This window comes from Lysinibacter sp. HNR (assembly GCF_029760935.1).
Lineage (GTDB): Bacteria > Actinomycetota > Actinomycetes > Actinomycetales > Microbacteriaceae > HNR.
This window is the reverse complement of sequence record NZ_CP121684.1, coordinates 267,284-287,208: the sequence shown is the minus strand read 5'-3', so window position 1 is coordinate 287,208 and position 19,925 is coordinate 267,284. Positions and strand designations below refer to the sequence as shown.

Sequence of the window (19,925 nt, the reverse complement as noted above, 5' to 3'; positions counted from 1 at the left end):
TAGTGGTCATTTACGGTCTTTTCGATTGGATCGGTGATATCGCTGGAGCTGCTGCGGGCAGTGTCCTTGCTACCATTGTCGGCGCAATGGTTCAAGGCCTCACCGAAGCGATCAAGGGTGTAGGTGCATGGTGGTTGAGCGTACCATCACCAAGCTTGATCGGTGAGAGTGGAGCTGCCCCGGCCGAACGCATCATGTTTTATACCAAGGCGTTTGTTCCTTTTGTTGGAATGATTTCAATGGCCATCTTCCTGCCCACGATTCTTATTCGCCGGAGCCGAGAGGCAACAATCACCGGAGCGTTTGCGATTCTACGTGTGATCTTTTTCTCCGGTGCCGGTTTAGCTACAATAACGATTTTGCTGCAGGTTTCTGACATGGTATCGCCGTGGCTTGTCCAGCAAATATCTGGCGGAACATTTGAGGATGGTATGGGGCAACTCTTCGGAGGAACCGGTGCCGTTGTTGGTAGTGAAACAGTTGGCGTTCTGGTTCTGATGATTGTTCTGATACCGATCGCGCTTATCGGGTCAATCATCAACATGTTTTTCCTCTTCTTCAGCTACGGCGCTATTACCGTGATGGGAGGATTGCTCCCGGCAGCGGCCGCCGGGTCTTTTATTGAACAAGGTAATAAATCTCTCAAAAAAGTGCTCGGGTGGATCCTCGCCCTCGTTCTCTATAAGCCGGTGGCTGGGGTGATCTACGGGAGCGGCATAGCACTGATGCGCGGAATCACCGGAGGAATTTCCGGTGACCAACCAGGTGGGCAAACCGTTCTACAAATGCTATACGGGGTTACCATCATTTGTGTTGCGGCAATAGCACTCCCCGCACTTTTGCGAGTAATCGTCCCCTCAATGGCTTCCGGTTCATCCGGTGGTGGCGCTGGAAGCATGCTTCTTGGTGCGGCACTTCTCGCTACTGGAGCAATCACTGGTGGAGCCTCCGCCGGTGCGGCGGCTGGTGCTGGTGGAGGTGCCAGTACGAGAGCGGCCGGAGCCAGCACAGGGGCTGCTGGGGGCAACTCCGGTTCAGGAGCAGCCGGGGCTACTCCTGGCATGGGCAGCAGCTCGACTGGCTCGCCTGATACTACGTCTGGGATTAACCAGCCCGACAACAAACCATCTGAAACATCCTCGTCCGGAGTGAAAGACCAGGAAAACAAAGAAACCCCCCACACCGTCACCGGTGACCAGGCTCAAACCGCATCAGGGGCAGGGTCATCACAGAAACAGCCTTCTGGCCCGACTGAGCCCGAAAAGATACCGCTCGCATCACAACCAACGACAGGTGCCGGGGATCGCGGCGCGATCATGCGGAACCAGGCCCTATACCAATTTCAATCCACAATTGCCCAACTTGACCAGGGCATTGATTCGAAGGAGTAAGGAAATCATGAGCACTGAAGGGTATACATACGGAAACATCTCCATCCCAAAGAAGGCAGGTTATTTAGGAGTAGGCATGGCCGCTAGTGCGGTCGCACTCGTAGCGGCTGCCATTACGCTTATTCTGATGTTTAGCGGCGGAGTGCTCTACAGCATGATTTCCTTGCTCCTTGGCATCACGAGCGTTATCGTGCTTCAAACGGGAAAAAGTCGTGGAAGATCGCGTCCTGAAACCTGGGTGGGTCGGTATCTTTTTCGCAAAGCGAAACGTAAAGGCGCCACGACATATATTGCAGGTCCCGCGTCGACGCTGCCAGACTCGTCATACCGTGCCCCCGGTATTTTGGCTAGTACACAGATGCGTCAATATCACGACCATTACGGGCGTCGTTTTGCTTTTCTATGGGACCCAAAAGCCCACACTGGCACTATTTTCTTTGGTGCTGAAGGCGGTGGCACCGGGCTTCGTGACCAGGATGATATTGACGGTCTGGTTGATGGGTGGGCCGCGTATCTGCGTAATATTGCTACCACATTAGACATTGTTCAGGTCATAGTCACCACACAATCAACTCGTGATCCGGGAATGCGGCTACCAGCAGCAGTGGACACGGCACGGCACCGCAGTCGGGTCGGCCAAGTTCCTGAGAACGCGACCTCAACAGTAGATCTTATTGTGGATTCTCTCAATAAGGGAGTGCCCCGGATTGAACAGCGTGTCATGGTGACGTTCAGCGCCGCCGAAATCAAGGATGAGGGACTAAAAAGCCGCACTCCCGACGAGCTCGCCGCTGATGTAAGCGTTATCATTCCCTCGCTGATTGAATATCTCGCGGGGTCAGGTGCCGGAGCCGTTGCTCTACTTGAACCTGAAGACATTATTGACCAAACATACTGCGCATATAATCCGTCAACGGCCTTAGCTGTTGAAACAGCCCGAATGACTCAGACCGGTACAGGTTTGACGTGGCATGATGTAGGACCGTCCTACGCAACCGCCCACCATGATTATTATCGTCATGGTTCAGGATTTTCGCGAACGTTGCAGGCGTGGAAACCGCCCGCTGGTATTTTTCGTGAAAATAGTCTTCATGCTCTTCTGCAACCCGACTCTGTATCAGAGCAGAAACGCGTGACATTAATCTACCGTCCCATGTCGCCTGAGGCCAGTGCCGCTCGAGTGGGTGCGGCCGTCAATAACGCGCAATTTGAGATCAATCAACAGGGTAACGCTGTTACTCAGGCTCAACTCCTGAAACTACAAAAAGCACGCGCCGCAGAAGCCGAGCAGGCGAAAGGTGCGGCTGTGTATCGTTTTTCAATTCTGATTACGATCACGGTCGATGATCACGAAAAACTTGCGCGAGCAGAAGCTGCCGCGCGTCGGGCGTGTAATACCGGGGTGCAACTCCAAATTCGGGATTCTTTCGGTAACGAGGACGCCGCGTTCGCTCTGGCATTGGGACTGGGAAGCATCCCCAGTCGGCACGCCACTATCAAACCTTCCGTTTTAGAAGCTTTGTAAGGAGCCCCAACAATGGGATTTTTTGATGATCTGATCGATAAATTTATCTTCCGTAATGAAACCAATAACACCTCTACCACCCGTGACTATGTGCCGGGTCTATCTTCGTCCGGGATTGCGGGACGCAATCACGGGGCACACCTCTACGTAGAAGCACCGCCTGAATTTGAGGCTAGCAGTGCCCAAATCTGCGGATTCTTTCCGTTTATTCTAAGTGCCTCATCACACCTCATTGGTGCCCCATTAGGAACCAACCTTCTGAATCATTCCACCGTGTGCGGGGACCCTATCAGCTATTTCATTAATGGGATTACCTCCTCTCCCTCTGGGTTCATGTTGGGCCTGAACGGGCGCGGTAAATCGTCACTGGGTGTACGCGTTGCAACCTACCTCGTTGACGTCGGACACCTGGTACTCGTTCTAGGAGATCTGAAACCGGATTATGTTGGATTTACTCTGGAAAACGGTGGCAAAGTTATCAACCTGGGGCGAAGTATCGGTGGCATTAATCCCCTGGATTGTGGGCCGTGGAAAAATTGGTTACACAAGCTCTCCCCCGAAACCCGAAAAACGGTCGAAGCTGGAATACACGGGCGACGCCTCAACGTTCTCCAAGGGTTAATCGAGTTCCTCCTCCAACGGAGCCTCACCGAGAAAAACTCTGAAACCACCATCCTTTCTATTGCTATTAAAATTGCGTCTGAAAATGCAGCTCACGAGAATCGTCAACCGTTGCCCTCTGACGTACAAGGAGTGGTGGCGTCGCGGCATCCACAGATTCGCGCCCAGATTCTTGAAATTACTGATAAGGAATATGACGCACAGGTCCGAGACCTTCTTACAGGGCTCAACGGTCTCGGGAAACACGGCCCTTTCGGGGATGTTTTTTGTCGACATACGACAGAAGAAATGCCGTTGGATGCTTCCGTCTGCTTCAACGTGGCAGGCGTCGATGAAAACGACACCCTCCTTCGCGCAGCCATTCAGTTGGTGTGCTGGTCATATGGTCAAGCCGGAGCATCCTGCGCCAAAATCTTAGCGGATGAAAAAGATATGTTTGGGATCCCGCTTGCTCCTGAAGTACACCACATGATGATTATGGATGAGCTGTGGCAGATCCTCCGCGCGTGGGAAGGCAGCGTCTACCGGATCGACGGGATCACCCGTATCAACCGGACCGAAGGTCTCGGACAACTCCAAATCACGCACTCAATGAAAGACTTGGAGCTGTCCACCCCGGAGCTGACCAAAATAGCTATTGGATTTGTGGAACGCTCCGCGGTGCTCTACCTTGGTGGTCTTGCCCGTAACGAAATGCCTTTATTAGAGAAGGTACGCCGGTTTTCTAATCAGGAGAAAGAATGGCTCGTATCCTGGTCTTCCGAAGGCACCGTAAATCCCAGTACAAATGAAGTGACTCCTCCTCCCGGCCGTGGAAAATTCATGCTCAAAACCGGCGAGTTCCCCGGTATTCCATTTTCTGTCAAGCTCACGGAGCCAGAGAAGCGAATTCACGATACGAACGAAGCCTGGGCTGGGGCCATTGAAGCGGTACGTGCCACGTAAGGAGAAAAGTCATGAGGACCGGAAAAGTAGTCGTCTGGTGCGGGTTTGCTCTAGTTATTTTTTGTTTGTGGGGGCTTATTCACCTCGGTAATTTCCTGACACCGGGCAGTGCCCCGCTACCGGTAAATCCTTTAGAGATGATTCTTGCGTTCATGTATGATCGTGCGGTGTGGCCTGCCGCAACCACTTGGCTGCTTATTCTGGGAAGCACCATCTTCCTGGTCGGACTCGTTCTGTGGGCGGTAAAACCTCAAGCGAATACCCGGCCGCGTAATGCACATAAAAAGTCCACGAGCAGAATGTCCTCTCCTTCCCATGTGCGACGGATACAAGAGCGAGCCCGCACACGCGAACTCGCTCAGCTCCATCCTGATTTAGTGGGGCACGGTGCGCCGGGGCTTCATCTCGGGAAAATTCTTGTGGGTGATCGCGGCTGGGTTTATCAGGGGTTTCGGCAGTGCAGTGTGCATGTGTGGGCGCCGGGTCGCGGCAAAACTTTTGGTGAGGTTGTCCGGCACTCATACTATGCTCCCGGAGCTTACATGTTGACGATGAATAAGGTCGATGGGATCCGAGAAGTTATCGCATTACGACAAGCGGCTCATCCAGCAGGGCGGATTTGGGTTTTTGATCAGCAAAACATTTTTCGTAAGGCGTCCCGGCCTGCCTTTACTATCAATCTTTTGGCGGGAATTACGAATTCTGAAGAGGCTCATGATTTAGCAGTAATTTTTGAAACGGCAAACGTTGTTGAAAGTGATAAGGGAGATAAGCAGTTTGATTCGCAGGGTCGAGACTTTTTAGCCTGGTGTATTTTGGCGGCCGCGATTACTCCAACTGGCACGCTTAGTGACGTGTTTGATTGGGTTTCTGGGGAAGACTTCACCACTCCGTATGACATTTTGCACCAGACAGGCCGCCACCGGGGAGCAGCGGCATCTTTGTTCGGAATGTCTCGGCAACCTGATCGCACACGCGGTTCTGTGGCTGCGTCCGCGCAACGTATGGCCTCCCCGATGGTACATGATCGTCTGATGCAATGGGTGACCCCGCAGCCTGGGATTCCCGAGTTTGAGCCTGATCACTTTATTACGAGCAAGGACACTCTCCTGATGCTCTCCGAGGAAAGTGCGGGCACCGTGACAGCGTTTGTATCTGCCCTGGTGGAGGCAGTCTTGAACGCCTGTAAACGTGAAGCCCAGCGCCGTGGAGGGCGTCTGCCTTTACCCTTGGTTGCAGATTTAGACGAGTGTGGGAATGTCGTGAAGCTCAAGAAGCTTCCTGATTGGTACACCTACTTTGGGTCAATGGGAATTGTAGTGTCGTCTTATTGGCAGTCCAAGTCACAAGGAGTAGCCCTCTTCGGGGAGTCCCGCTGGAAGCTGTTGTGGGACTCTGCGGGTGTTAAGGTGTATGGAGGTGGCAGCGATGATACTGAATGGCTGCGGATGTTGGCGGCGCTTTTTGGTAAGTATGATAAACCCATCACGACGTCACAACATTCTGGGGGTATCACCACGAGTCATTCCAGCTCCACACGAGAAACAGATGTCATCACCGTGGCGGAGCTTGCGGACCTTCCCGAGTGGCACGCTGTGGTTCGAACCTCGAACGGAGTATCTACCATGATAAAAATCATTCCCTCGTTCGAGGATCCCGAACTCATGAAAATACTCTCCCGCGCACCGGAGATCAATTATGTCTGATGATGAGCTTTCTCAACCACTTGTTTTTGCATCGCTCGATATGGACGAGGTCCCGGTTCACGCCCAGGGTCCGCCGCATCCACCGGTTGATCTTCCGGATGGGGTGGCGGAGGCTCATTGGGCACCGTTTTATATGTGGGTGGTGAAACGGTTAAGTCGGGTGGAGTGGGTACCCGATAACTATGCGTGGTGTCCTCAATGGTATGACCATCCCGAAGCGGTCGACCGGTTACACGCCCTCTGGCTCATGTATCTCACCGATGAAGCCGAAGGCACATTATCGTCATGGTGGGTCAACCACTGGGACCGACACCACGGAGTTTTGTTTGGTCGTTTGGGAATCTTTCTGCGCTGCGGTCGTCACCAAAAACACGAACCCACCACCGAACAAAAACTTCCTCTGCGCTCAGAAGACCTTCACTCACACAGCTGATCGAGGTTAGAGGTCACGTCCGAACGAGGGTCGTTGTTGCTGTCGCGGCGCGTTCTGAGCTTGTGCCTGTTCGCGTGCACGACGCTCTGCAGCACGACTCGGGTCAGTCCGATTCACAGCAGCTTCACGTTGTTTTTCTTGGATGCGAGGTTCGGGGTCTCCCACCCGGTAATGCATAATTTGGGCCGCGCTGCGGGCATCGTCAAAGTCTCGGGCCGATTCAGCGTCACGAACCATGCGTGCCAAACGCTCGGCCACATTTCCGTGCCCGTCTTTCGCAAGCTGTGCTTCGTGCTGGATGAGTCGTTGTTCGAGTGCAGGCCAGGATTCATCCGCCAGCACCCGTGCGCCGCGTACGGGTGTCATCCCGTCGAGAATGGCCTGCTGTATACGTGCACGACGCTCTGGGTCAGGTAGGTTCCGTTCGGCTTGAATGGTCGGTCGTGTTCTGGATTCAGTAGCGACTTCTTCGAAGGCTACTCGCCGACGCGGTTTCAGCTGCGGCTGCTCCTGATGGTGCGCCTTCGTTTCAGATGCGACGGAGAGAGGCTCTACAACGGACGTTCCTCGTAACTCTGCATAAGCGGAGCGGATGAGGTCGACATGTCGGCTCAGCCACGCGTGAACCTCTGCATGCTGCCCGGGAAGAGGCTCAGCGCTGAGCATGGGTATACCCGGCGGTAACGAACGATCCAGATGCGTAACATCGGGCTCCGCCACACGGTAATGCATAATTTGGGCCGCGCTGCGGGCATCGTTAAAGTCCCGGGAGGCTTCGGCCTCTCGAACTATGTCTGCCAGACGCTCTGCAACATTTCCCTGCCCATCCGTGGTGAGGCTTGCTTCGTGGAGCATAAGTCGTTGTTCAAGTGCGGGCCAGGATTCATCCGCCAGCACCCGTGCGCCCCGTTCAGGAGTCATCCCGTCGAGAATGGCCTGCTGCATACGTTCACGAAGCTCTGGATCCAGCAGACGGGTATACGCATCCTTATACTCAGGAATAAGTTTTTCGAGCGAATACTCATAATTAAGATTGTCCTGTATATGGTCGGTAGCGGCTTTCTCTGCGTTTTCACGTAGTAGAGCAAGCTCGATAATGTCTTGTGCTGCTGATGCTGGGGTGGGTGCGTACTCGGAGGTATACGCCACCGGGGAATCTGTGACCGCATACATTCGGTTCATTTCTTTACCACGGGTCAGCGCCACGTACAGGTTTTCGCGGGCAATCGATGAGTCCACCAGAACGTGTGCGCTGTCCACTGTGATGCCCTGCGTGCGATGCGCAGTAGTGGCATATCCCAGTTCCACATGCTCAGCCACGTACTCAGCCGGCAAAACAATTTTTGCTTTAGTCTCCGGATCTTTGACCAGCATGGACCCATCTGCTCGGGTTCGTAATACCTGCCAGAGGTCTCCGTTGCGTACTGTTTTTGTGTGTGTCGGGTTGGTCAGGGAGGACTGGTTGAACCGGGTCACCACAATATCACCGCGTGAGGCAAGAGTTCCGTCGTGCAGCTGGATATCGTTTCGGCCCGGGTGAGTGAGCTTATTACTGATTCTTTCGATACGAGCTTGGCTGTTGAGTTGGGCAACCTCCTCGTTTGTGGTGGCCACCATCAGCGAGTTTTTCCCGTAGCGGGTATCGGTTTCCCAGTTCGCAAAGATCTCTTCCAACATGCCCGCACGTGCTCCCCCGATAAGTCGTCCACGGTCAGCGTAGTAGGCGATACCTTCCGGCACACCGTCACGAATCAGCAGTGATGCTTTTGCTTCTGCAGGGTCTTTGAACCGGTGAACCTGTGTCAACGTGACAGTGGGGGTACGGTTAGCAATCATACGTAACGCTCCCCCAGCATCCACCGATGATAACTGGGCAGGATCTCCCAACAGCCGCACCCGGGCACCATACTGGTCAGCGACTCGTTGGATATCTGCGAGGCGACCGGTGCCAGCCATACCGGCCTCATCAACCAGGATCACCGACGACTGGGTGAGTCGATACTCAGCTGGAATATGCTCCCACTCGTTATGTACGAGTAAGAATTTATGGAGGGTGTGTGCAGGAGCACCAATGTCAGTCCCCAATACATCAGCAGCCACCACAGACGGTGCCAACGCAATGACATTACCACCGCTGTGTGTGACAGCTGCAGCCATCGCAGCCATCGCAGAGGTCTTACCTGATCCAGCTGGTCCAATCCCTGCAACCAATGCTCTCGGGCTGCAGGCGAAGCTTTCAGCTAAGGCTCGTTGCCCGTCGTTTAGGGTTCGACCCTGACGATGTTCAAAGTGTTTAATCGCGGATGTCAGATGGGTTTTCTCGACAACAACCGAACGCTCGGTTGTTGATGCTTTCAATAAATAGTCTTCGTTATCCAACACTTTTTGAGAGGTGAACCGCCCGCCGCCTTGTATCGTGTAGATGCTCTCCCCGGAGCGTCGACGCATCACATACGGCACCTGGTTAGCTGCCGGGGCTTCCACAGAAATCAATCCGGTACGATGCACTGCAGCCGAGAGTTCCTGGGTGACATCCGCTACGTTCCCACCGTGTACAGCCACAAGTCCACGTGCGACACGGCTGCACTCTGCCTGCACCGTCCACGTCGTCCAAGTGGTGTGAGATTCTCCAATCCTCGTAGTAATGTGTTCGACAACCTGGCCCAAATCACAGGTTGCTAAATCAACGCTGAGACCGTCAGTCACCTCATAAAAATAGGTGCTGGTTTTTTCAGCGGTGCGGGTAGCATCGAGCATTTCCCGAACAGCTTTACGGCTTCCTAAAATACTGTGAGCCTGTTTTTGCCAGCCGATACGCTGTTCAGAAAGCCGTTTTATTTCACCTTTTGCTTGACGAGTAGACAGGGTTGCTTCCTGTCGCATTGCGTACTGAACCTTCTTAGAAGGCAAGGTTCCGTGACGTTCCCTATAGGACTGCAGTCGTCGGTCATATTCGGCTTCAATAGATTGCCGACGTGATGAAAAAGAACGCACTAACTCAGAAGAAACACCCGCGATTTCGCGGACCGCACGTTTTCCACGACCGCGGGAGACATCTTCAAATTTCAGTCCTAAACGGTTACTGATCTCCTGCTCTATTCGGGCGTTGTATTGCTCTGATGCAGCCACATTGAGTGAGTACAGCACCCGCGCATCCAGGCTATTCCACTGCCCGTCAGAAGACGCACGAACCTTCGCGGAGATAGCCACATGCGTGTGCAGGTTCGGATCTCCCGCACGGGAATCATGGTGTTCAAATGCGGCTGCAGTCAACCCGTCTGCAGATTCTTGAGCAATCCCTTTCGCACCTCGACGGGTCACACATCCTTCTTTTTCTACCCACTCTATTGTTTTCTGCCAGGCCGCATCATGAGCTTCTTTAATAGCTTTCTGGGTGTGTTCGTCCCCGATCGCCCACAAAACAGAAACACTTTTAGCCGGTGTAAAGACCAGGTCAAATCCAGCTACAGCTTGGCGTTGTTCCCTGCCACGTTCCGCAAGAAAACGGTGACGTTCAACATCAGAAATACCTTCTGCTAAAAATTTTCCTGCTGTATTCCACCGTAATAAATCCCGTTCAACACCCGCATCCGGGTTACGATCATTCGTTACCCGGAACTCTTCATATGCTTTTTTAATAGCGTCGTTCCACCCATCATCCTCAGTTTGTTCTAACTGTGGATACGCACGCCCCAGCTGAGAAGCGTGCATAGCTTCTTCCAGAGTAGCCCCCTGCTCCATAGCTTCCGCAATGAGCTGATCGGCGTTAGGGTGACGTCCCTCCCCAAAAAGAGCTTCCATTTGCTCTTCAGTAACCTCACCCTTAAGGCCTAGAATCTGTGCACCAGAACCGAACCATTGTCCCGCAGGCTGACCGTCCACTACATAATAATCGGTAAGTTCCCGGTTAGGGTCACGGAGATAATCACCGGTCGCAACCTGATCCGTCAGGTACGTATAACCGGTACCGGCGGTCAGCTTATGAACAGTCATCATGAACTCATTATGACGCAGAAAATCGTGTTTTTCGACCACCACTCACTGTAGTGCATGAGGTGTGTAAGTAGCAGAGCGAGAAAAATACACATAGATGATATGTAAGATGTGAAGAAAGCAACGGAAAAAGTTTGTTATGGTGTTAGGTATTGATGAAAAGAAATAGTTAAGAGAAAGGAAAAAGTTGGCAAGAAATATAGATAAAACTCGGGCGCGTTCACGCGCCCGAGAACGTCGTCTTGCGTTGGATGCGGAACGTATCGAACGCGAGACGAAAATTGATGATGCCCTCACTGGTTTCTTTCTCGCGGAGGAAGAACTTCTTGGATTGGAAGCGGAGCGGCTCGGGATAGTTGCGCAGCAACGGAAAATTATTTTAGATTTAAGTGTCTTGGGCGAGTCGGATGCTCGGATTGCGGATTTGCTTGAAATTTCACGGGTGGAGTTGCGTCGGTTGAAGAAGGTTGATGAATCGCTTTCCGAAGAAGAATCGTCTGTGTCAGCACCGGTGCATACTATGGACACCGATAGCGGGGCTGCGTCTTTCCCTATTTCTAGTGCTGCTTATGAGGGTGACGGTGGAACCGTTTGATCGGGCGATACGGTCTGAACGGACCGTGCGGCGCTATCAGTCGTTTATTCGGCTCGTTCCGGGGTCGTCCTGTCTCTGGTGGGTTGGTGCGATTTCCGGCCGTGGTCACGGAAGGTTTTGGATAGAGAGCGGGAATGTTGTGATAGCGCACCGGTTTGCGTGGGCGTTGGCCTACGGTGTGCAGTCGGTACGTGACACACCGGTGTTGGCGCATCAGTGCGATAATCCTTTGTGTCAGAACGTGGCCGATATGATGCCGACCACGCCGCAAGAGAATCGGGCTCAGTGGGCGCAGCGTCGGCACCGACCCGCAGGGCCGTTGAGGGATACGCGTGGAGCTCGGGGCCGATCCTTAGCGTTACGTGATGCGCTCTTGCGCGGTGAGTCTTTAGAAATGGTGTTGGCCGCAGGAGTTTCTGAAACAGATCAAACGCCTTTGTGGTCTGAAAGCGATTTCGGTTAAACGTGAAGGACCCCGGTTGTGCCGGGGGCCTTCACGTATTTAGTACCAGGAGGATGTAAACAGAGGTTTGCCTTCCCACAGGCTAGCGTTTGCAATCGCGTTAATTCTCACCATTGGGGCATCGCCGTAGTTGATTATTGTACGGCGGAACTCCTGCCCGGTGAACTCACCCGGTTTCGGAGTGACAGTGCCGCTCATGGCGCTAATCGTTTCCGTTCTACTCGCACCAATAGGGCGTAGGGTGACCGTTTTGGTGGTGACGCGCACCACCTCGTAGAAGTCAATATTGGTTTGCTCGTATCCCCATGAGCTGTAGAAGATGGTTCCGGGGGTAATGGTGGTGTTGGTGTTGATCATTGGTTTTTCTTTTCTTTCTTCTTAGGGTTAGTGGATGTAATCGCTGGGGCGTTCTCCGCGTGCGAGGGGGCAGAGAATACCGAGGACAAGTACTGCAAAGTCGATTTCTCCAACATTGATTTCGCTGTTGCTGATTGTGTCTATAAGCTCGTACGCCACGTTAATAATTTCGTCGGATTTGATCCAGCGGTGTGTGCGCAAGTGGTCAATGAGTGGCTGTTGGGTCTGGGTGCCGTGGTGGTGCCCGAGATAGTAAAACGCGGCAACTTCGGGCGGGAGATCCTGAAGACCGATTTGACCGGTCATAAGACGATCTAGCCACTCAGTGAGAGTAGTGGAAGCGGGGGTGCTTATGCGAGGGGCCATTATTCTCTATCCTTTACATCTAGACAGGTCTGGTTTAGCGGATGTTATTGATAAGGTCGGGTCGGAATCCTGACCAGTGATCGTTGGCGGTGACGACTACGGGTGCTTGTTGGTGTCCAAGATCCGTCACCATTTTGAGAGCGGTAGGGTCGTCGATGAGATCCACAACGGTGTATTCAATACCAGCGTTTTTAAGGGCCCTGTAGGTGGCAGTGCATTGAACACAATTGGGTTTGCTATAAACGGTGACGTGTGACATTGGGGCTCCTTGGTTACGGGTGTTCTTGTGTTTGCGTAGCAGCCAATTTTTTTTGCCTGCTGGCAAGACCCTTCATTCCGCCCCGGAGCCCGGAATGCAACCCGTAGGGCAGCGGGGGAGAAAAATTTTGCGCGAAATAAGGAGCGAAGCGACGCGTGCAAAAATTTTCGGTGGAGCTGGCGCGCAGCGCTTGCGTGGAGTGGTGGAGTGGGTGGTACTCTACATGGTCCAGCATGGCGAAAGAGCTTTATTTCTACCCGCGTAGCGGGTAGGGAACACAGACGCGTAGCGTCCGTTTATGTGGAGAGCACGAGGGCAACGCCCTCGTCTGGGCGGCAATGCCCAGACCCACACAGGAATACCCCCGCTCATTTATTCAACCTCGTGGGGACTAGAAAAACCGTTTCGTAGACTCCTCCCAAATAGCTCGAGGTCGTATGTTCTCCGCGCAGCGGGGATGAACCGTTGGTAATTTATGGTTTTATTGCCAAATTGAACGGGGAGCACGAGGGAAACGCCCGCGTCTGGGCGGCAATGCCCAGACGCGTACACGCTGAGTGTGGTTGTGATTCTAGAGTGATAGTCGTGAGATCTGCTCAGCGCGCTGTACCGTGGCGTTCCCGGGGATCTCTATCGGAGCTTGCACGACACGGGTAAACATATGTTGGAGTAGTGTGAGGTCGCCGTGTTCCATTGCACGGCTGCAAGCGGTATCGTTTTCTGTTCCGCTGGTGCGGCGCCAGTCGAGGTGCCATCCGGCATCAGCCGCGATGCGGCTCCAAAAGATTCGCTGAGTGCGGCCATTACCTTCCCTGAATGGGTGGGCGTAATTGAGTTCGTCGTAGTGCACCGCCAGGCGGTCAATAAATTGTTGGCGGTTTAACCCGTGTAGCATGTTTTCATCGCGCAGCTGTTGAGCGACGTAGTTGACTCCGATGGGGATGGCGGTGCGTGATTGAAAAGCGGTCGAACCGATGGTGTTTTTCCAGATGTCTACGGTGCGGAGTTCACCGGCCCAGTCATACACGTCACGAAATAGGTGGTAGTGGATGGCTTGTAGCTCGTCGAGATCCCCGGTGGGTGGGGGTGGGTTTTCGAGGAGTTCGGCGAGACGTGACAGTGAAAGATCGACCTCGGCGGTGTCGAGGTCGATCTTTGTTTTCGCTCCTACCAGGTTACGGAGTAGCCCGGTGTGGGGGTCGATGTAGGGGTCGTGAATTTTAGTCAAGACCGTACCGGGCACGGGTACGAGCGACGAGTTCGTGTGTGTCAATATGCCCGTTTGAGTATTCGGCGGCATCTTTGCGCCATTGAGTGCTGGGGTGTAGTCCTTCCATAGCTGCGCTATGGATGCCTTCGTCGATGCGGCGGGCACGCTCGCGAGGATTCACCACTGCTGTGTCTGTACGCATTACCATCTACAAGCCTCCTTCAGTCTTCTTCTAGTTTACTATCAATACCTGCACGTAGCGAGAACGTCTCGAAGCGGCCGCCGTTGAAAACCTCGATGCTGTGGACGCTAGAAGAATCAGCCCATTCGATGAGTACGCCCCCTTCTTCGGTGGGGAATACGCCAGGGTGTTTGATCTTCATTTTCTCGGTGGACTGTAGAAATATCCGGGCGGTTTCAAGCGCAGCAGATGAGATCTGTGCTGCGGCATTACCGTCCCACCGTGACTTTAGTGCTGCGAGTTCTGAAAGTCGGATACCCCCTACAGTTTCATCGAATTCAGATGGCTTTCTTTGCATAATCTTCATGCTTACTCACACGTGGTAGACAGAACATTATGCATCACGGCTTTTTCTGGTGGGGTGATCGCGAGTCCATATTTTGCTTTGACGGTGATTTGGGTTTGCACATAGGTACAGTGAAACTCGGTTGAGGGCGGTAGCCATGTATCGGCCGCGCTGTCACGTTTTTGCTGGTTTACTCGGCCCTGGACCGCGACAAGATTCATGGGGTCGTTTGCCAGGGCGATGCGCTCTTCTAGGGTGAGCTGCATCGCACCGGTGCGCCAGGCGTTATGTAGGGGTACGATGTGATCTATTTGCACCTCGGACGAGGTTTCGGTGCCGCGCGTGAACGCAATCACCTGGCCGGTGTAGGGGTCGGTGAGTTCGCCCGAGAGCACTCTACAATTGTCTGTGTCGAAAACAGTCTGATTCAGATCCCGACGCAGAACGTCGTTACGGGCGTCGCAGCGGTTCCCATCAGGATCTTGCCACCCGTCCCCAAATTGCCCGGCTCTATCGTAATCCTGGGACCAGTCCCACTCGGCAACCGGCAACTTGTCCAGCAGCTCGCGGGCCTCGGCCACGGGGATACTCGGGAGCGAAGTAATATCGGCCTCCACCGGTGGAGTATAGATTGAAGTTGTGGGCTCGTTTTGGAGAAGCCATACACCGCTTGCGAGCAGGCCGACCGAGATTGCCAGCACTGCAGTAGCTATTTTACGTGATTTCATGCCGCCCTTCCTTCGTCGGAATCGATTGCTTTGAGTATCCGAAAAGTTCTGTTTGAAGCCGGAAATATTCCTTCATTGCTTTATCTCCTTTGGTGTGAGTGGTTATTCTGCCAGCGCCGGGTGTTTTAGTGGGTGATGTCGGTTCCGGGTTGGGTGGTGGGCCAGGCGGTGAGGGTGTTTTCGGGAGTATCCGTTGGTGCCGGAGTTGCTGGCGGCACCGGGGCTGCTGGTGGGTTTTTGGTGGTGGTTATGGTGGCCCAGCGCGTATCGGGGCCGATGGCGATGGGATCGAGGATGAGAGTGGAGCGCTTTTCACCGGTTCGGGTTTCCCAGGTTTGGGTGTCGAGGGTGCCTACGCAGATTACTCGCATGCCTTTTGTGAGGGACTGAACAATGTTTTGTGACCACTCGTCCCAGACGGTGATACGTACGTAGGTGGTGGTTTTGTCACGGTTCAGGTGCTTCCGGTTTTGCGCCACGGTGAATACTACGTAGGGTTTGCCCTGCGTGGTGGTGCGTACTTCGGGGTCTGCGGTGAGAGCGCCGATAATTGTTGTGTTCATTGTTTCTTCTCCTTGTGTGTTGTTTAGTGGATGTTTTTAGGTATCCGATGTAGAGCTGGTTTACGATGGTGCGGATTTCGGCGGCGATGGCGTCGCTCAGCACTATCGGTCTTGGGTGTAAACCGTGACGTGCTGCTGAGACATGTGTTCCCCCTTCACTTGTGCTGAATATTTTTTGTTGCTTCCTGGTAATGAAATTGACGAGACGCAGCGCGCGGGGTGCAACCCGTAGGGCAGCGGGGAGAAAAATTTTGCGCGAAATAAGGGAGCTTGCGACCGCGTGCAAAAATTTTCGGTGGAGCTGGCGCGCAGCGCTTGTGGCCCGTGTGCGGAGGAACGACAATGGAATGCCAGGAAGAAACAAAAATAAAGAGACGGGCGCGAAGCGCCTCCTTGGGAGCGCGAGGGGTTACCCTCGCCTGGGTGGAACACCCAGTCCCGCTGAAAAAGTGTGTGAGATCCGGGGTCATTGTGTGAACTCCGCTTCTCGTGTGGCTGTGCGGTATATGTCCTCGTATGCTCGGGTGATCGTCTGGGCGGGGCGGGTGAGTATTCTTCGTGCTGCGGCGAAGTCCGCGCGGCCGCGGCTTCGGCCTCGGTCATGGCGCGGATGGGCACCGTGGATGGTTTCGTTTGGCCCGAGTACGAAGAGGCTGGTGTAGGGCTTGGGGCGTCTTTTGGGTTGTGGTGCGCACATCCAGGTGAGTTCAGCCCGCCACCATGCCCAGAGTTCGCGTTCATCTGCGAAACGTAGGGCTCGTGCTGAGAGGGTGCCGGTGGTGCCGTACCACAGGGCGACCATGTCACGAGTGTGTGGGGGTGTGCGTATCCAGCCAGACGGGGTACTCGTGACCAGGCCTGCTTTTACCAGGTCGCGAAGCGACGTGGGGTTTTCTGTGCTGGTAGTTGGTTGTTCGTTTGCGCGTGCGTATAGGTTTCCTGCGTGGTGACCCAGTCCGCGAGGTGTAAAAATATCGTGCGCGGCCAGGGTCAGTCTGTCGGTGAGGGTTGCCAGGAGAGAGATTCGGGTTGCCCCTGCGGGGGGCGGGTTTCCTTGTGGCCCACCATCTGTTGTGGGGGTGTGGAAAACGTCTGTCGGGGCGAGCGTCCATCGGTGGCCGTGGCTCCCGACCGCTTCCGAGTCAAGAGCGAGCCAGCCGTCCTCTGTGAGCCGCGCAAGGCTACGGCGAGCGGTTTGAGCGCCGATACCACACAGTAGGGCCAGGCGGCGTTGATCGGCCTCGACGGTGGCGGTGACGCCGCGCAGCGCGAATAGACAGAGCGCGTCGAGGACACGGCGCATGGTGGGTCCGGCACCGGTGGCCCATCGTCCGGGCATAGCGTCTGCCCGTTCCTGCACTCGCGCTACGAGGTCCGTGATCGCTGATGCACGTGCATCAAATTCAACATCGCAGCCGCGATGTTGCGGCGCTGCGGCAACAAACTTGACGGCGCGCTCCCACTGACGGATCAGAATGCTTTCGGTGGACTGCTGACCGTGTGGCGGGCGCGGTGTGCGGGTCTTTCCCTCGCGTCGCGTCCGCGCATACTCTAACCCGGGGGCCGTAGTCACGAGCTGACGCACGTGGTCGAGCGTCCAGCAGGCAGCGGCCGCGCCGACGAGGACACGCATCATGAGTGCTGATGCGTCCTCGGACCCGGTGATCGTGGTGGCCAACGCTGTCTGGCTGGCCGCAGGTAGTGGGCGGTGTTGACCGCTGATGTGTGACCGGCCCGTGGCATCACGCGCCACTGTACGCGCGGCGCTGGTGGTCACAGTTTCGCCGATGGTGGCCATATCCTCGGCCATGTCCGCAGCAGCCATTACGCCAACCCAGCGCTCGATCGGCTCTGATCGGGTGATGGGATGGGTGAGTGTCCTCAGGTGGCCGGACAAGATTTCTGAGTGTCCACCCTGCCGGTGTGGGGCACCCGGGGGCCGGACAGCCCCGGTCGAGGGGTTCATCAACGGAGCAATATCCAATGTGGTGAGGCGACGTTTGAGAGCGGTGGCGAGCATGGCCACGGTTTCTGTCCGTAAGGGTTCGGCCATGCCGACCCAGACGTGTCGACCGCCGGTCGGCCCTGACCGGCATACCAGCACCGGCACACCCCACTCAGCCAGCCAGGCCGTGAGCTGGTCGGATTCCTGCTGAACTATCTCGGCGCTGGCATGGGTTGTGTCCAGGTCAAACGCGAGCAAATGGAACTCGCCGCTCGCGTCGGCGAGGTTGACCGCCCAGGGTACCGTGGGCGCGACCGCACTCAGCCGGTGTCGGTGGGAGTAGTCGTTGAGGATCGTGCCGTAGCTATCGACAACTGCTACCCGTACCGATGATCGACGCGCGATCGCACGGGTGAGCTGCCAGGCCTCAGACATTACGGTCCTTGTGCAAGCGTGTGAGAGCGGCTTCTGCGCGCTCAGCGCGCCGCACCTGAACCGCGAGATGCTTATGCAGCTCGTCAATCACGTCGATCCGACGTTCCTCACTCGTTGTGAGTGTCTGGGCCAGCTCCGCACGCAAGCAAGTATCTGGGTTACTCATGGTGTGTCCCAATCTGATGGGAAATTTGTAGCGGCAGACGATTTTTCTGTTCGGTAAACGCCTGCCGCGACAAAATACAGATCACGAGCAACGTTTTTCAGAGAGTGCGCGTGTCTCATGCTGACTGCTCGCTGTGATGCCAGCGCCGAGGCAGATTCGTACAGGGCGTGCGAGTCAGATTCCTCTAGGCACGCAACCAGAGCATCTCGGCTGACGGTGTGCGTAGTATCAGCCAGGTCAAGCGCTGCGCAAATAACTCGTGTGGTGCGGGCGACACTACCGGTTGCAGAAGGCCGGTACGTACCACGAAAGATTCGGTGTACCGTCTCCCCACCGATATACCGAATCATGTACGTGCTCAGCCGCTCCGCTTCCCACGAACTCTCTACCTGATCTGCTGGGTCCGCACACACCACCGCTGCGGCAGTACTCGGTGCGATGCTCTCACGAACCGTGCGCCGCACATGGTCACGGATCCAAAGCGCAATAGTGCCCTGTACGTACCGTTCGACCTCGGGCACTGTGACATCGATTGCAGCGCACCAGGCCCGATACTGCACCTCCGCGATCACTAATGGCGTATCCGCCCCCAGACCGACTTGCGCCAGTCGATCTCGAATCAGCGGCGTAAATTTCGCCACCGTTTTTACAATCAACGCGGCCTGCGCCCGGGACGGATCCATCCGACGAATCATGCTGCTGTACCTCCTGCTATCTCTCGTGCGGCCCCCAAATCCCGCCGTGCGGTGCGATCACTCAAACCGAACCGCTGTGCGATTTGTGTGCTTGTCCACACAACCCCGTCGGCGAGATCCTGAGCAATAATCTGTACCCGATCAGTTTTCGTCAGCACCCCGTCTGGTACCGTGTCCACCGGTTGCACAGCCGCTAAAGATGGCTGACCGGACACAGCAGACACCTGACCGTGACCGGTCACCACAGACACTACCTCCTGCGTTTCCTGAGCCACGTCCGTGACCGTGACGGGAGTTGTGGCTGGTTTTTGTGTCCAGTATCCGATCATGACAACAAGGAGGTGACTGGCCACAAGAAGCGCGATAGCAGGGATCGCGGACACCGCCACCGCCACCGGGGTGGCCACTCCCAACGTGTCTACACGGTTGACCGCGTGAATGGCGTTACCGATCACGGACACACACGAAAAAAGCCCGAGGGCAGCCCAGGGATACCATGTCACCCGGCGGCCCGCCTGGGCTAGAGCAAATGCCGATACCGTCGCAATCACGATAAAACCATCAACGACGAGCGGCCATATCCAGGCTAGTGACCGGTCAGTGCCTGATCGTATGGCCAGATCCCGTAGGGCATCAAAAGACAAAACAAATCCGCCACTGGCCAGCCCCACGACGGCTAACCCGAGGAAAATAGAAAGAGCCTTCATTGGATTTTTCTCCCTATATTCTGCATAAGAAGATCAACCAAACCCCCGGCCAGAAAAGCAGCCACGATCAGTCCGATCACAGCGATCACCACTGCGCCGGCGGGTTTATTAATCGAAACCGCCCTAACCACTCCCCCAACCGTTGCAATAACAACCAGGATCGCTGGCCACGTCACATACAGACTCCCCCAACGCCCAGTCACCGCCACATTATTCAAAAGATCAAGTAAAAACATTTAATTCCTTTCGCGCGACTTAGTGAGATAAGGAAAATCCAGAAAGACCCCATTCTCAC

At 55.0% G+C, this 19,925-nt stretch carries 20 protein-coding genes; 6 read left to right on the top strand and 14 right to left on the bottom strand.

Going from position 1 to position 19,925, the window contains the following annotated elements; genetic code table 11:
* The first annotated feature begins 2 nt into the window (after window positions 1-2).
* From FrondiHNR_RS01230 to FrondiHNR_RS01210, 5 genes are read left to right on the top strand one after another with little or no spacing between them, the layout of a single operon-like run.
* Window positions 3-1,391 (top strand): hypothetical protein, encoded by a 1,389-nt coding sequence (locus FrondiHNR_RS01230; RefSeq protein ID WP_279353443.1) that lies wholly within the window; start codon window positions 3-5, stop codon window positions 1,389-1,391.
* Window positions 1,392-1,398: 7 nt separating this feature from the next.
* Window positions 1,399-2,916, top strand: coding sequence for an SCO6880 family protein (locus FrondiHNR_RS01225; RefSeq protein WP_347567111.1), 1,518 nt, complete (start codon window positions 1,399-1,401; stop codon window positions 2,914-2,916).
* Window positions 2,917-2,928: 12 nt separating this feature from the next.
* Window positions 2,929-4,482: a hypothetical protein gene (locus tag FrondiHNR_RS01220; protein WP_279353440.1), complete on the top strand. Its 1,554-nt coding sequence runs from the start codon at window positions 2,929-2,931 to the stop codon at window positions 4,480-4,482.
* Between the two features lie 11 nt (window positions 4,483-4,493).
* Window positions 4,494-6,188 carry a TraG/TraD/VirD4 family protein gene (locus tag FrondiHNR_RS01215; RefSeq protein WP_279353439.1) on the top strand — a complete coding sequence of 565 codons (1,695 nt, stop codon included), beginning with the start codon at window positions 4,494-4,496 and terminating at the stop codon, window positions 6,186-6,188.
* Window positions 6,181-6,621 carry a DUF4913 domain-containing protein gene (locus FrondiHNR_RS01210; protein WP_279353438.1) on the top strand — a complete coding sequence of 147 codons (441 nt, stop codon included), beginning with the start codon at window positions 6,181-6,183 and terminating at the stop codon, window positions 6,619-6,621. The genes FrondiHNR_RS01215 and FrondiHNR_RS01210 overlap by 8 nt, the downstream gene beginning before the upstream one ends.
* 6 nt (window positions 6,622-6,627) lie before the next feature.
* Here the strand turns inward: FrondiHNR_RS01210 and mobF are convergent, their stop codons facing one another.
* Window positions 6,628-10,614, bottom strand: a complete 3,987-nt coding sequence (mobF, locus tag FrondiHNR_RS01205; protein WP_279353437.1) for a MobF family relaxase — start codon at window positions 10,612-10,614, stop codon at window positions 6,628-6,630.
* A 187-nt stretch (window positions 10,615-10,801) separates the two neighbouring features.
* Between mobF and FrondiHNR_RS01200 the strand changes: the two genes are divergently transcribed.
* Window positions 10,802-11,209: a hypothetical protein gene (locus FrondiHNR_RS01200; RefSeq protein ID WP_279353436.1), complete on the top strand. Its 408-nt coding sequence runs from the start codon at window positions 10,802-10,804 to the stop codon at window positions 11,207-11,209.
* A 502-nt stretch (window positions 11,210-11,711) separates the two neighbouring features.
* On the opposite strand, the gene FrondiHNR_RS01195 is transcribed toward FrondiHNR_RS01200, so the two are convergent.
* From FrondiHNR_RS01195 to FrondiHNR_RS01135, 13 genes are all read right to left on the bottom strand, one after another.
* Window positions 11,712-12,029 (bottom strand): hypothetical protein, encoded by a 318-nt coding sequence (locus tag FrondiHNR_RS01195; protein WP_279353435.1) that lies wholly within the window; start codon window positions 12,027-12,029, stop codon window positions 11,712-11,714.
* A gap of 27 nt (window positions 12,030-12,056) precedes the next feature.
* Window positions 12,057-12,395 (bottom strand): hypothetical protein, encoded by a 339-nt coding sequence (locus FrondiHNR_RS01190; RefSeq protein ID WP_279353434.1) that lies wholly within the window; start codon window positions 12,393-12,395, stop codon window positions 12,057-12,059.
* 34 nt (window positions 12,396-12,429) lie between these two features.
* A complete protein-coding gene (gene nrdH / locus FrondiHNR_RS01185; RefSeq protein ID WP_279353433.1) occupies window positions 12,430-12,654 on the bottom strand; it encodes a glutaredoxin-like protein NrdH in 225 nt (74 codons plus the stop codon).
* Window positions 12,655-13,225: 571 nt separating this feature from the next.
* Window positions 13,226-13,882, bottom strand: coding sequence for a Fic family protein (locus tag FrondiHNR_RS01180; RefSeq protein WP_279353432.1), 657 nt, complete (start codon window positions 13,880-13,882; stop codon window positions 13,226-13,228).
* Window positions 13,875-14,072, bottom strand: coding sequence for a hypothetical protein (locus FrondiHNR_RS01175; protein ID WP_279353431.1), 198 nt, complete (start codon window positions 14,070-14,072; stop codon window positions 13,875-13,877). The genes FrondiHNR_RS01180 and FrondiHNR_RS01175 overlap by 8 nt, the downstream gene beginning before the upstream one ends.
* A gap of 13 nt (window positions 14,073-14,085) precedes the next feature.
* Complete coding sequence (locus FrondiHNR_RS01170) at window positions 14,086-14,412, bottom strand: hypothetical protein (RefSeq protein WP_279353430.1); 327 nt, start codon at window positions 14,410-14,412, stop codon at window positions 14,086-14,088.
* A 2-nt stretch (window positions 14,413-14,414) separates the two neighbouring features.
* Window positions 14,415-15,119, bottom strand: coding sequence for an HNH endonuclease family protein (locus FrondiHNR_RS01165; RefSeq protein WP_279353429.1), 705 nt, complete (start codon window positions 15,117-15,119; stop codon window positions 14,415-14,417).
* A gap of 125 nt (window positions 15,120-15,244) precedes the next feature.
* Window positions 15,245-15,682, bottom strand: a complete 438-nt coding sequence (gene ssb / locus FrondiHNR_RS01160) for a single-stranded DNA-binding protein (protein ID WP_279353428.1) — start codon at window positions 15,680-15,682, stop codon at window positions 15,245-15,247.
* A 466-nt stretch (window positions 15,683-16,148) separates the two neighbouring features.
* Window positions 16,149-18,062: a hypothetical protein gene (locus tag FrondiHNR_RS01155; protein ID WP_279353427.1), complete on the bottom strand. Its 1,914-nt coding sequence runs from the start codon at window positions 18,060-18,062 to the stop codon at window positions 16,149-16,151.
* Entirely contained in the window at window positions 18,055-18,228 is a 174-nt protein-coding gene (locus FrondiHNR_RS01150) for a hypothetical protein (protein WP_279353426.1), read from the bottom strand. Before FrondiHNR_RS01150 ends, FrondiHNR_RS01155 begins: the two co-directional genes overlap by 8 nt.
* Window positions 18,225-18,923 carry a hypothetical protein gene (locus FrondiHNR_RS01145; RefSeq protein ID WP_279353425.1) on the bottom strand — a complete coding sequence of 233 codons (699 nt, stop codon included), beginning with the start codon at window positions 18,921-18,923 and terminating at the stop codon, window positions 18,225-18,227. The genes FrondiHNR_RS01150 and FrondiHNR_RS01145 overlap by 4 nt, the downstream gene beginning before the upstream one ends.
* Window positions 18,920-19,630: a DUF2637 domain-containing protein gene (locus tag FrondiHNR_RS01140; protein ID WP_279353424.1), complete on the bottom strand. Its 711-nt coding sequence runs from the start codon at window positions 19,628-19,630 to the stop codon at window positions 18,920-18,922. Before FrondiHNR_RS01140 ends, FrondiHNR_RS01145 begins: the two co-directional genes overlap by 4 nt.
* On the bottom strand, window positions 19,627-19,806 hold the full coding sequence (locus FrondiHNR_RS01135; RefSeq protein ID WP_279353423.1) for a hypothetical protein: 180 nt from the start codon (window positions 19,804-19,806) through the stop codon (window positions 19,627-19,629). Before FrondiHNR_RS01135 ends, FrondiHNR_RS01140 begins: the two co-directional genes overlap by 4 nt.
* Between the last annotated feature and the right edge of the window lie 119 nt (window positions 19,807-19,925).

Excerpts from the sequence above, each read along its gene's own strand:
- FrondiHNR_RS01215 (WP_279353439.1), top strand. The coding sequence starts at position 4,494 with ATGAGGACCGGAAAAGTAGTCGTCTGGTGCGGGTTTGCTCTAGTTATT.
- FrondiHNR_RS01190 (WP_279353434.1), bottom strand. The coding sequence starts at position 12,395 with ATGGCCCCTCGCATAAGCACCCCCGCTTCCACTACTCTCACTGAGTGG.
- FrondiHNR_RS01210 (WP_279353438.1), top strand. The coding sequence starts at position 6,181 with ATGTCTGATGATGAGCTTTCTCAACCACTTGTTTTTGCATCGCTCGAT.
- FrondiHNR_RS01170 (WP_279353430.1), bottom strand. The coding sequence starts at position 14,412 with ATGAAGATTATGCAAAGAAAGCCATCTGAATTCGATGAAACTGTAGGG.
- ssb (WP_279353428.1), bottom strand. The coding sequence starts at position 15,682 with ATGAACACAACAATTATCGGCGCTCTCACCGCAGACCCCGAAGTACGC.
- mobF (WP_279353437.1), bottom strand. The coding sequence starts at position 10,614 with ATGACTGTTCATAAGCTGACCGCCGGTACCGGTTATACGTACCTGACG.
- FrondiHNR_RS01140 (WP_279353424.1), bottom strand. The coding sequence starts at position 19,630 with ATGAAGGCTCTTTCTATTTTCCTCGGGTTAGCCGTCGTGGGGCTGGCC.
- FrondiHNR_RS01225 (WP_347567111.1), top strand. The coding sequence starts at position 1,399 with ATGAGCACTGAAGGGTATACATACGGAAACATCTCCATCCCAAAGAAG.
- FrondiHNR_RS01220 (WP_279353440.1), top strand. The coding sequence starts at position 2,929 with ATGGGATTTTTTGATGATCTGATCGATAAATTTATCTTCCGTAATGAA.
- nrdH (WP_279353433.1), bottom strand. The coding sequence starts at position 12,654 with ATGTCACACGTCACCGTTTATAGCAAACCCAATTGTGTTCAATGCACT.
- FrondiHNR_RS01165 (WP_279353429.1), bottom strand. The coding sequence starts at position 15,119 with ATGAAATCACGTAAAATAGCTACTGCAGTGCTGGCAATCTCGGTCGGC.
- FrondiHNR_RS01145 (WP_279353425.1), bottom strand. The coding sequence starts at position 18,923 with ATGATTCGTCGGATGGATCCGTCCCGGGCGCAGGCCGCGTTGATTGTA.
- FrondiHNR_RS01195 (WP_279353435.1), bottom strand. The coding sequence starts at position 12,029 with ATGATCAACACCAACACCACCATTACCCCCGGAACCATCTTCTACAGC.
- FrondiHNR_RS01175 (WP_279353431.1), bottom strand. The coding sequence starts at position 14,072 with ATGGTAATGCGTACAGACACAGCAGTGGTGAATCCTCGCGAGCGTGCC.
- FrondiHNR_RS01155 (WP_279353427.1), bottom strand. The coding sequence starts at position 18,062 with ATGTCTGAGGCCTGGCAGCTCACCCGTGCGATCGCGCGTCGATCATCG.
- FrondiHNR_RS01150 (WP_279353426.1), bottom strand. The coding sequence starts at position 18,228 with ATGAGTAACCCAGATACTTGCTTGCGTGCGGAGCTGGCCCAGACACTC.